This window comes from Chitinophaga fulva, assembly GCF_012927205.1.
GTDB lineage: Bacteria > Bacteroidota > Bacteroidia > Chitinophagales > Chitinophagaceae > Chitinophaga > Chitinophaga fulva.
In genome coordinates, this window is record NZ_JABBGC010000002.1 from 1513090 (window position 1) to 1524809 (window position 11720).

Sequence of the window (11720 nt, forward strand, 5' to 3'; positions counted from 1 at the left end):
AGTAGTGAAAATTATTAACCAAAAAAAATGGTTGCTGATGATATCATCATCGGCAACCATTTTTTTTCAACAGCCTCCCCGGATGAGCAGCTAAAACACTGCATTCCGGCTGCACCAGGCAACCTGTTCTTTTCTACTGGCCGGTATGTTTGTTGATCAGGATAAGGTCATACTCCTTCAGCATTTGTCTGTACGGCGGATGGTAGGTAACGATTTCTTCATAGCGTTTCTGTTGTTTCTTATCCCATATCACCACCTGTATCTTTTCTCCGTCTGTCATTCCGGGGATCGTTATTTCCAGCTCCGTTGCTTCAATAGCCAGCATGGCCGTTACCTGTTTTCCGGCAATACCCCACACATTTGAAGAAGGGTGGACGCCAGCACCCGAAAGCAAATGAGAGACAGGATAAGCCACCTCCCAATTGAGCGCAGTAGCAGTAACCAGGTATTTGTTACCATCTCCAATAATATAGGGACCTTTGCCATAAGTGGCATTGGGCCTGCTGAACACGGTCCCGCTAATGGCTGCTGCCGGTATGATCGTGCCAGCGCGCAAGTCGGTCCCTCTCTGCGCATCCGCACCGGTAAACCGCAGATAAACATCCTGGTAATATCCGGTATAGGGTATTTCTTGTTCCTGGCTTTCGGGCAGGGAAGCTTTTGACGGATCATCCGTTCCCGCGCAATAGTAGAATAATGCGGTCCCGTCCACGCCACATTTCCGGAGTGCGGTTTTCCACCCCGGATCGATGTTCTTCCCGGAAGGTATCACTCCCGCAGCTTGCATAAAAACAGTTTTACGGGTGTTAAAAAAAGCGCCCGGCCTAATTGTATCTCCGGGCTGCTGGTATCCTGCCCGAAGCCCAAATTGAGTGCAACCGGGTTGAATATATCACTGGCATTTTCATTCAATGCCCATCCTTTACGTTGGATGAACACGTCGAGGTGATGCTGTAAAGGCAACACCGCATCTGTCAGAAAACGGAGACGGTTAAACGAAACAAAATCACTGTCCTCCCCTGTCAGCTTCAATGCCTTGTCCAGGTACAGGTTGATGTTATCTGCTTCCGGGCATGGACCGGACAGGTACGGCTGCAGCACCATTTTAACGGCCATCAACGAACGGCCCGCCTCCGGGATGCCCGTCTGTAGCTCAGGTGCGTCATAACCTGCAATCCCCAGTGCGCTCATGCGCACCAGTTCCAGCCGGATACTTTCCAGCACCTGCCTGTCATCTATTTCGAGGCCATAGAGCAGCGAGGGCAGATCTGCTGCGGAAGTATGCACCAGCATCGCCTGTTGCAGCAGTTCACGCTGACGCGCAGCTGCATCTTCTTCAAACAATAAGGCTTCTATTACCTGTAACCCTGTCGGCTCCCGGTATTCCATAAAAGGCTCCTCTACTTCATGCACAGGAGGCGAATTATACACGATCGATGTACTGCTCAGAAAATAATCGAGAAAAAATTCAATGCTTTTATATTGTGCCCTGCATCTTTTCAGTGCTTCTTTCGCAGCATTGATAGTGGCCGGGGAGTTCCTGTCCAGTTTTTCTATGCTTGCGCTCAAATCCGCGGCACTTTCAGCAAATAATCTGGCCTGTTCCCGGAAATACTTTAGTGTATGGGCTACTGCGGCTGACTTTTCCCTGTCAGCCGGAACAACTGCCATCAATGCTATCCAACCCATCAGGACAGCTACTACCATCACCTGCTTCATTACCTGCTGTTTATTGGTCTGCTACTGTTATGCTAAAAGTGTCTTTCAAACAATCATGTTCATCATGAACGGAAAAAACGATTGGGCCAACAGGTGGTGTAACAGTTATGCTCCGGCCGGACGCGCCGTTGCTCCATTTATAATGTCCCACATAAGAAGCGGTAAGTGTAGTACTTTGTCCTTCTTTCAGGCGGATGACTGTATGCTTGTTGACATTTTTCATCATTGTAAACTGGTCCCGTATGACACCATCTTCGCATATCCATTTGAAGTCAAGCCGGTTTTCCTGCACTTCCAGCAACGCCGCGCCGGTTATGTCCGCATTGGAATATTGCATGGCATCATGCGGAAACGAAGCCTCCGGTTTTCCAACAGAACTGGAAGAGCCGCTGACTACATATACAGTACCCTTCTTCGTACTGTCGTTCCTGATATAAGGCGCGCTGCCCGTCGTTCCATCGTATGCACCGGAGGAGCTGCTAAGGGCGTGCCTGGAGGCGTTAAACGTGGCTTCTTTTCCATAATGCCCGTTCAGCGGCCGTGAACGCTCATACACATGACTATGTCCGCAAATCACCAGGTCTACCCCCGCTTCTTCCAGTATCCTGATAAAATTCTCCCGTATCCTTCGCATGTTACCATCAGTATCAGCATTGTGCGTGCCCATGCTGTAGGGCGGATGATGCCAGTATACCACTACCCAGTCTTTATTGTTGTTGGCTGCCAGGTCCTTTTTCACCCATTGTACCTGCGGACCAGCGGTATCATACAGGTAATACTGATTCTCTTCTTTTCCATAAGAATCGAGCGATAAGAAGTGGATATTACCAATATCGAAAGCATAGAATGCAGGATTATGGGAAGGTTCCCCTCCTGCTTCTCCCTTTATGGGCATGGAAAAGTTTTGGTAATAGGCAGTAGTATGATGTTGTTGCGCATAGGCCGCCGTGAAGTCGGCATCATGATAATCGTGGTTACCGGGGGCCGGGTAAAGCGGGTATTTCTTCAGCAGATCGTCTTTATAAATGTTGAAGAACTTCGCCTGGTATTCTGCGTCTGTACCGTCGTTATAGGCATTGTCACCCAGTAGAATCCAGGCGTTCAGGTCATGCTTTCCCAGATATTGCCTGAATGCGTCTCTTACATTGCGTTGATGAATGGTCAGGTCTCCGCAATCACCGAAGATGCCTATACGATAATGCCCTTTGCTGCCTGGCCGCGGAAGGGAACTGAAGTAATTATCGTTCCCGCCCTGTAACGTATCTTTTAATCCGCCGATGGTGTAGTAATAGCGGGTACCGGGTTGCAGGCCGTCCAACCTGACCATATGCTCCGTTACCAATGTCACATCACTGATGGTTTTTTCCGGACGGCCCGCAATGGTCCCGTAAGACACCCTGCTACGGGTGGCTACATCGGTTCGCCAGCGGATAAGGATACTGTTGGGTGTTGCCGACTGTAAGTAAGGCCCGCGTAAGAGCTTCGCCTGTTGCGCATCTGCCTGTATTGACCATAACAATAACGGTAGCAACACCTGTAATAAAATTCTTCTCATGGGTTACCTGGATACATTCACGATAAATTCATCCTGCAGACAATTTTCCGGATCACGCACTACATATACGTTCCTGCCCGGTGCTGGCGAGACAGAGATGCTACCCGTGGTCTCGCCCCGGTTTTTCCAAAGGTATTTTCCTACATAAGATGCCTTCAGCACCACCGTCTCCCCTTTTTTTATATTGACCACTGTCTTTTTGTTCACGTCCTTCATCATGGTGAATTGATCCCTGATAACGCCATCCGCGCAGATCCATTTCAGGTCCAGCCGGTTGGCCTCCACTTCCAGTATAGAGGCCCCTCCGTGGGTCACGTCTGCAAAGGGCAAGGCATCATGCGGGAAAGTAGTTTGTTGTCCGCCTAACTGTCCTGCTGAACCGCTTACCACGTATACGGTGCCTTTACTATCACCGCTGCGTTTGATATACGGGCAGGAATTGTCGCTGCCATCGTACAGCGCAGAAGATGTGCTGATATTATGTTTAGCCGCGTTAAAGCTCTGCTCCGGACCATAGTGCCCCTGCATCAGTTTAGACCGCTCATAGGAATGGCTATGGCCACAAAGGATCAGATCGACCCCGTTCCGTTCCAGTACCCGGATGAAGTTCTCCCTTATCTTTACCAGTTGATCTTCGGTATCAGAATTATGTGATCCCATACTAAAGGGCGGGTGGTGCCAGTAGGCAATCACCCAACCCTTGTTTTTGTTGGCAGCAAGGTCTTCTTTGATCCAGCGTACCTGACGGCCCAGCGTATCATACAACCTGGACGCATTGTCTTCTGTTCCATGCGAGTCCAGTGAGAGGAAATGGATATTGCCGATATCAAAAGAGTAAAAAGCCGGCGTATTGGAAGGCACCCCGCCTGCTTCTCCTTTAGTTGGCATGGAAAAAATCTGGTAATAAGCCACTTCTTTCGACTGTTGGGCAAAGTCCGCCGAATAAGGTGCGTCATGATAATCATGGTTACCGGGTGCCGGGAACAACGGCGATTTTTTCAACAAATTGTTTTTGTAGATATTGAAGAAGTTGGTCTGGAACTCCGTGTCTTTACCAAAAGAGTATGCATTATCGCCCAGCAGTATCCAGGCATTCAGCAAATTGTCGCCCAGATATTTTTCAAACTGGTCGCGGGTATTCCGTTGATTAGTGGAGTTATTACCACAGTCACCGAATACGCCTATACGATATTTATCTTCTTTTCCTGTCAGGGGCAATGTGGTAAAACAATTCTGTTCATCTCCCTGAAGTGTATCTTTTGCGCCTTCCAGCAAATAGTAATATTTGGTTTGTGGCAACAGGCCGGTAAGCGTTACAATATGTTCTTTCGTGAGCACGCTGTCGCCTGCCAGGGATGTTGCCTGGTCCGGCGCGGTGCCGTAACGCACAAAGCTGATATCCGGCTCGTCAGTACGCCAGCGGACAGTCATGCTGTTGGGTGTTGCTGTTTGCAGGTACGGTCCTCTGATCAGTTCGGGCCTGAAACCATACTTCCGGGGTTTGGCCTTCCCGGGCTTGCTCTGCGCTGGCAACAGCGCAGGCAGGCCCAATATCATCGCTAAGTAAAGCAGGTGCTTTTTCATATGAATATTCTTTAGTTACAACAATCAGGGTTTATCCCACCATACGCGGGTGCTGGTCACATCTGGTCCCTGTCTTTTAATGGCATCCTGTACATGTGGATTGATGGCTATTTCATCTGCCTGGTAAGTAAGTCTCCTGGGCAGGGTGGCGCCACTGTTGGCAGGGATCGTGAGATCGAGTTTCTCATACAGCTTCGGATAACCGCTTCTGCGCATATTGGCAAATGTTTCATACCAGTTGAAATGTGTTTCTACCCAATACTGGGTATTGATCATCTCCAGTGCTTCCTCTTCTGATGCAGGATTATAGGGGTTCTCCTTCAGGTAGGCATCTGCCTGCGCGGAGGTGATCACCGCTTCTGCGCCATAGATCTTCAGTTGGTCCATGGCGGCTTTCACGCCCTTTTCGTAGGAGCTTTTGGCATCTCCGGCCACAATTCCTCTCACCGCGCACTCAGCCAGCTGGAACTGGACCTGTGCATAGCTCAGGTGGATAAACGGCGCGTCATATCTGCCAAAGGTGCTGATATTGGCCACGGAATATTTCAAGCGGTCTGCCGAAGGGATGCTCTGATAAGGAGGATCTTCAGACTTATCACCGTAAGGAGGCCAGCCCTTTTGTTTAGCCGGGGACTTATCACCAGCGGCATAAGTAGTCCTGGAAGCAGGAAGCATACAATAAGTAGCGATACGGGGATCGTTACGATTTTTAAGGAAATTTACGAAGGGCGATGTAAGCCGGTAGTTGTCAGGATAACGTACAAAGATATGCGGTTGCCCATTCGACGTAGGATTGGTAGTACCCCCGGAAGAAGCATTTGGCAGGTATTTTACTACAAAATTATCATCATTGCCTCGCAGCAGGCCGCCGGCAATTGCTTTCTCTATCCATTTTTTCCCGTTGACCGGGTCCGCTTTCATAATACGCAGTCCCAGCCTCAGCATCAGGCTGTTCGCAAACCGTCGCCATTTCGACAGGTCGCCTTTGTATACGATATCTGCTGTTGTCGGCACTTTCCGGGAGCTATCGAGCGCCCTGGAAGCCTCTTCCAGCTCTTTAAACATATCTTCATAAATCTTTTGCTGCGGGTCATAGTTCGGGGTAAAGAGCCGGTCCATATAACCTCTGCCGGCCTCAAAGTAAGGCACATCGCCATAGAGGTCAGTCATCTGATGGGCTACATAAGCTTTGATAATGCGACCAATATGGAGATAGTTCGCGTAAGTGGTATCTTTCTTCGTCCGTTCGATGAGGTCCACCACATTTTTAAACGGATTTTCATAGGCCCACTCAAAGTGATAGCCTTGATAACCGCCGGGCATTACCAGCGAAGAATAGGCTTTCCTGTTGGTTACATGCATCACAAACGCCCCCACAAAATCACCCTGTGTGTAGTAGGTGTTGTCCAGCATATAAAGCTCAATCGCCGGGAGCATAAAATCGGGCGTGGGATCAGACACAAAATCCACGCTTTTGTTGATATCCCCGAAGTCTTTGTCGCAAGCGGAAAACATACCTGTCATTATCACCAGCAACAGGTATACACTGTATTTCCTGATATTTTTCATACCTGAATATTTTAAGTAGATGTATGTTTGATAATATGGATCAGAGCACCAGCTTCAGCGTCACGCCATAGTTTCTCGTAACCGGATATACCAGTCTCTCAATGCCCTGTGCATTGCCGCTGGCCACACTGCTTTCCGGGTCCACGTTCTCTGTTCTTTTATACAGGGTAAAAAGGTTTCTGGCCACCAGCGAAAAAGTGGCGCTGTTAATACCGACGCGGCTCAGCAACGACGGGGCGAACCTGTATGCCAGGGACACTTCGCGGAGCTTTACGAAGCTGGCGTCATAAATAAACTCCTCCGCTATATGGGACAGTTGCTGATAATAGCCGCTCACATTACCGCTACCAGTTGGCGGGTTGGCGGTTTTGTTACCTGGTACCAATACTTTGTTTACTTCCCCTTTTTGGTTAACACCCTCTCCTACAATGCCATCTTCACGGCCAACCAGTGTCATCTTATGCCGGCCATTACCAACGGAGATGGCATTGGTCTCAGAATAGATGGATGCGCCAAACTTTGCGTCCAGCAGGCAGTACAGGGAAAAGTTGCGATAAGAGAACGTATTACCCAGACCATATAACTGGTCATATACGCCATTAGCAAGAAAGTCATTTTTAGAAGTATACAGCGGATAACCCTTATCATCATATACCTTCTCCCCTTTGTCGTTACGCAGGTATTTATAACCATAAATACCACCATAGCGTTCCCCTTCTTCCAGCTGTATGATCACCTCACCGCTTTTAGCACTGGCCAGCAGTACCGGTGCGCCTTCCACGCCATCTCCCAATGCCACCACCTTACTATTGTTTTGGGAGAAGGTGGCCGTCATGTTCCAGCTGAATTCTTTTCCTTTTACGGGTGTAGCTTTCACCAGCAGTTCCACGCCGTTGTTTTGCAAACGGCCTACATTCAACAAGGCAGTGCGATAGCCTGTACTACGCGACACCGCTGTTTTTACAATATCATCGCGGGTATTGCGGTTATAGTAGGCCACATCAAACCCGATACGTCCCTGCAAAAAATCCATTTCAAGACCCAGCTCATAATCAGAAGACAATAATGGTTTGAGATTCTTGTTCGGTACATTGGTGGTGCCGATATATTGCAGGTTACTGGAACCGTATGCCGACTGTGTCAGGGAGTAACTCAGGTCCAGTTGCCCGGGGCCTGTGTCACCGCTTACCTGCGCTGTTGATGCCCTGAATTTGCCAAAAGTTATCAGCGATGGCAGCCTGAAAGCGTCCGAGAACACGAAAGACAATGACGCAGAGGGGTAAAAGAGATTATTGTTTTGAAGCGGCAACGTGGAAAACCAGTCATTTCTTCCCGTCAGCGTCAAGTACAGGTACTTATTGTAAGACAGTTCCACGCTACCAAACAGGGAATTGGTCTTTTGACTGGTTTTGCTGGTAGACGGTTGTTTGGTGGCGAGGTTGTTAAAAGTATACACACCTGGCACTACAAAGCTGTTACCGGATGTATTGACGTCATTGCGGAGACGTTCCAGGGTATTGGCGCCAACAAAACCATTCACGCTAAACTTACCGGCATTCAGCGGTTCAACGCCCATGATCAGCTCATAGTTATTGACAGCGCTTTCGATGGCCCGTTCTTCCAGCTGCCCCAACGGAAAACTGGTGTACATATTCCCTTCGGGAATATACCTGTTGCGCGCGGAAGAATAGTAATCCCGGGTAATCCTGCCTCTTGCATACAACCAGTCAGTAAAGGCATATTTCAGGTTGACAGCCCCTGTCAGGCGATTTTTGGTATCCACTTCCTTTGTCTTATTCACCACATAAAAAGGATTGGAGATACCATTCGCATAACTGAATTCACTACCATCGGGGTTATATCCCGGCTTCAGTGTTTCAATGTCGATACTTCCAGGCATATATGCCAGGGAATAAAACAGGTTGGAATTATTGCCACCAATGAAAGGCCGGTTGTTGGCTTTTTCCTGTGTATAGTTCAGTACCACATCGGCATTCAGTTTACCAAAAGTGGAAGACAATTTGGTATTGATGCTGGTCCGTCTGAATTTTGCATTCGGCACAATATCCTTGTTGCGGAGATCAGACAGTGAAATACGGTAATTATGCTGGCTGGTATTGCCGGTTAAAGCCACTGTATTGGTAATCGTGCTGCCGGTATTAAAAAAACGTTCGTAATTATCTTTCACCGGGCTGAAAGGCCTCACCTGGCCATCGAACTGCATAGAAGGACTGCCGTCAAATTTTGCGCCCCAGCTGGAAGAGCTGAAAGCTTCTGCCGGTGTAGCAGGCGGCATATCTCCGGTACCACTTTGCCCGTATACGTACTGGAAGTCGGTGGTGTTGACTAATTTGTCCATCAACAGCGAAGAACTTACTTCCACATTCATTTTTCCTTTAGCTGACTTCCCGGTTTTAGTAGTGACCAGTATCACGCCATTGGAAGCGAGCGATCCATATAGTGCTGCAGCCGCATTACCTTTCAGTATACTGATGCTTTCAATATCGTCGGGATTGATGCCGGTAAGACCGTCACCATAATCAACGCCACCGTAAGCATCGGGCCCACCTAACGTGGCAGAGTTGATGGGAATACCATCTATCACCCATAGCGGCTGGGTATTGCCGGTCAGCGAAGAGGCGCCCCGGATAATGACCCGCTTGGTACCAGCCACACCATTGGCGATATTCCCCACATCTACGCCCGCCACTTTTCCAGAGAGCGCGCTGATGAGGTTAGGTGTTTGCACTGTATTTACTTTGCTGCCGTCCAGTGTGGCAACGGAATAGCCCAGGCTTTTGGCATTCCGTTTCATGTTGAGGGCGGTGACCACTACTTCATTCAGGCTGCTATTGGAAGCATTCATCCGGATATCCACCACCTGCTTGTTGTTCACGGGTATCTGCCGTGTTTCAAAACCGGTATGGGAAACCAACAATACCGCCTCCGGGGCCACCTCCAGTTTATAATGCCCTTTGCCGTCGGTCTGCACACCGCCGACGCCACCTTTTACCAGCACATTAGCGCCTGGCAGGGGTTCTCCTTCTTCAGTGCTGACGGTACCACTTACCTGCGCCGTCACCGCCGGCAGCCCTTCCTTTGCGCGGACGATGAGTATGCTTTTGTTTCTTTGGACAAAAGTGGCGCCGGTGCCTTTTAACAGCTTGTCCAGCACCTGCCCTGCCGGTTCACGGGATACGGTGATGCTCACCCTTCTTTCCGGGTCCAGTACATCATGCCTGAATTCAATGGTCAGTCCGGTTTGCTGTTCAATTTCCCTGAACACTTCTTTTAAAGGCCTGTTATTGTCCTTTAATGTAACCCGGGCTGTTTGTACATCCTGGGCGAATGCCTGCCGTATATTTAACAGGCAGCATAACCCTGCCAGTAAAAAAACGAAGCATTTTGCACGCAATACATTGTTACATGTACCTGATTTCATAGATTTGTGTTGCTTTTTAAAGTCATTAATGAATATTGATGGCATAGACCATCCCGCTCGCAACGGGATGGTTTTTTTTATCAGGGATTACATGGTTCTCCATGGATGGTTATCAAAGCCTGTTGCTGCTGAAAATGCAAATCTCCCAGCAGGGTCAGTTTCTCCAGCGTCTCCGGTAAAGTCAACTGGTTAAAAGTGACAGAATAAATACAATTGAACAAAGCCGGGTCCTTCGGCTGAAATACTACACCATACTGACGGCCCAGTATTTTACAGATATCACCCAGGCTGGCATTTTCAAAAACAAGGCGGTCTTCCCTCCATCCGCAAATAGCAACGGTATCTATTACAGACTGTGCAAACCGGTGGTCCTGCAGGCCATATACCGCCCGTTGACCGGCAGTAAGGAAAATCACACCGTTTTTTCCCGATACCGGATGCTCCGCTGTTACACTTACCTTGCCTGTTTTAACGGCAACGGACACACTATTTTCACCAGGATAGGCCTTAATATTAAAGGTGGTCCCCAGTACAGTGGTACGCACATCACCGGACTTTATCACAAAAGGTCTCCCTGCCTCCTGTTTTGTTTCAAAGAAAGCTTCGCCGTACAATACCACACAACGCTCCCGGGAATTTTCGAAAAACTCCATTCTGCTGTCAGCATTCAGGAATACAACAGAGCCATCTGGCAATGACACTGTCTTTTTACTACCGGCCGCGGCGGCATACATCATGCTGCCGGTAGTCTTTTTTTCCAACTTATGTATGCGGAACATCAACAGGCCTGTTACCAGCAAAACCACTGCTGCAGCAGCATACCAGATACTTCCTCTCCATATCCGTTTCTTTATTTGTACGACCGGTGCCTCATTCTCTATTATATGTGTATACATTCGCCGGAGCATGTCATCAGGCAACAATCCTCCTTCCGTCACTTCCCATTCACGGAAAGGCAATAATTCTTCTCCAGCAACGTCTTGCTGTTTCAGGTAAAGTGCCACGATTCTTTTTTCCTCTTCTGTGGCCGTCTGCTGTAATACTTTATTAAAAAGGATTTTTATTGCTGATTGCTCATCCATAGTTTCAGAAGACAAACTGAGATGCTGTCTTACTATTATATACACAGGGAATTAACGCCACACGTAAGGTGTCTGTGTTAACTTAATATGAACAACCGGTAACGGGTAATTAAGGAGCGAGCAATAGTATCAGTAGTATGTAGGTCGTGTCTTTGAATTCACTGCGCATGATTGAAAGCACATGAGAAACGTGCGTTTCCACGGTACGGATAGAAATACCCAGTTTTTCCGCGATCTCCCTGTTGGAAAGGCCCTGTTCCCTGCTCAGGCGAAACACCTCTCTCCTTTTGGGCGCCAGGCTCTCCAATACCTGGCAGTATTGCCGGTACATTTCCCGGTAAGTTATTACCTGGTGGTCTTCTATCCCAGAACGATCATAGGGCTCCAGGTCCCCATCAGGCGACAGCGTGTACCCAACCTGTTTTCTGGCGAAATTGATGATATGGTTGCGGGCCACCGTAAACAGGAATACTTCGAAATTTAAGGAAGGGTCAATATTGGACCGGAATTGCCATATCTTAAAGAAGATATCCTGCAGCAGCTCCTCCGCATCTTCAGTCCTGGCTACCTGCTTTTTGCAATAGTTCAACACCCTGGCGCCTAACAACGAAAAAATTGTTTTAAACGCATCTTCGTCCCCGCCTTTCAGCCGGAGTACTAAAGCCTGTGTGATATTGGAATAGGTAGCGTGCAAAATTTACTTTCCACAAAAGTATACAAGCAGTGTTAAGCGAATATTAAACCTTGGCTTTATCGTTGAAGCACGCCG

General features: G+C 48.5%; 8 protein-coding genes. All 8 read right to left on the reverse strand.

Features of this window, described 5'->3' with window-relative positions; translation table 11 throughout:
• Window positions 1–133 precede the first annotated feature (133 nt).
• The 8 genes from HHL17_RS22625 to HHL17_RS22660 all read right to left on the reverse strand — a co-directional run bounded on the left by HHL17_RS22625 (window position 134) and on the right by HHL17_RS22660 (window position 11645).
• Window positions 134–787, reverse strand: a complete 654-nt coding sequence (locus HHL17_RS22625; RefSeq protein WP_169227058.1) for a hypothetical protein — start codon at window positions 785–787, stop codon at window positions 134–136.
• Window positions 769–1719, reverse strand: a complete 951-nt coding sequence (locus HHL17_RS22630; protein WP_169227059.1) for a hypothetical protein — start codon at window positions 1717–1719, stop codon at window positions 769–771. Before HHL17_RS22630 ends, HHL17_RS22625 begins: the two co-directional genes overlap by 19 nt.
• A 10-nt stretch (window positions 1720–1729) precedes the next feature.
• Window positions 1730–3274, reverse strand: coding sequence for a purple acid phosphatase family protein (locus HHL17_RS22635; RefSeq protein WP_169227060.1), 1545 nt, complete (start codon window positions 3272–3274; stop codon window positions 1730–1732).
• A 3-nt stretch (window positions 3275–3277) separates the two neighbouring features.
• Window positions 3278–4858 (reverse strand): purple acid phosphatase family protein, encoded by a 1581-nt coding sequence (locus HHL17_RS22640; RefSeq protein WP_240975933.1) that lies wholly within the window; start codon window positions 4856–4858, stop codon window positions 3278–3280.
• 24 nt (window positions 4859–4882) lie between these two features.
• Window positions 4883–6427 (reverse strand): SusD/RagB family nutrient-binding outer membrane lipoprotein, encoded by a 1545-nt coding sequence (locus HHL17_RS22645; protein ID WP_169227061.1) that lies wholly within the window; start codon window positions 6425–6427, stop codon window positions 4883–4885.
• Between the two features lie 40 nt (window positions 6428–6467).
• Window positions 6468–9869, reverse strand: coding sequence for a SusC/RagA family TonB-linked outer membrane protein (locus tag HHL17_RS22650; RefSeq protein ID WP_169227062.1), 3402 nt, complete (start codon window positions 9867–9869; stop codon window positions 6468–6470).
• A gap of 80 nt (window positions 9870–9949) precedes the next feature.
• Window positions 9950–10951, reverse strand: coding sequence for a FecR family protein (locus HHL17_RS22655; RefSeq protein ID WP_169227063.1), 1002 nt, complete (start codon window positions 10949–10951; stop codon window positions 9950–9952).
• A gap of 109 nt (window positions 10952–11060) precedes the next feature.
• Complete coding sequence (locus HHL17_RS22660; RefSeq protein WP_169227064.1) at window positions 11061–11645, reverse strand: RNA polymerase sigma factor; 585 nt, start codon at window positions 11643–11645, stop codon at window positions 11061–11063.
• Window positions 11646–11720 lie beyond the last annotated feature (75 nt).

Bases quoted from the DNA above. Each gene is read 5' to 3' on its own strand.
- HHL17_RS22640 (WP_240975933.1), bottom strand. From the start codon at position 4,858: ATGAAAAAGCACCTGCTTTACTTAGCGATGATATTGGGCCTGCCTGCG.
- HHL17_RS22630 (WP_169227059.1), bottom strand. From the start codon at position 1,719: ATGAAGCAGGTGATGGTAGTAGCTGTCCTGATGGGTTGGATAGCATTG.
- HHL17_RS22635 (WP_169227060.1), bottom strand. From the start codon at position 3,274: ATGAGAAGAATTTTATTACAGGTGTTGCTACCGTTATTGTTATGGTCA.
- HHL17_RS22625 (WP_169227058.1), bottom strand. From the start codon at position 787: ATGCAAGCTGCGGGAGTGATACCTTCCGGGAAGAACATCGATCCGGGG.
- HHL17_RS22655 (WP_169227063.1), bottom strand. From the start codon at position 10,951: ATGGATGAGCAATCAGCAATAAAAATCCTTTTTAATAAAGTATTACAG.
- HHL17_RS22645 (WP_169227061.1), bottom strand. From the start codon at position 6,427: ATGAAAAATATCAGGAAATACAGTGTATACCTGTTGCTGGTGATAATG.
- HHL17_RS22650 (WP_169227062.1), bottom strand. From the start codon at position 9,869: ATGAAATCAGGTACATGTAACAATGTATTGCGTGCAAAATGCTTCGTT.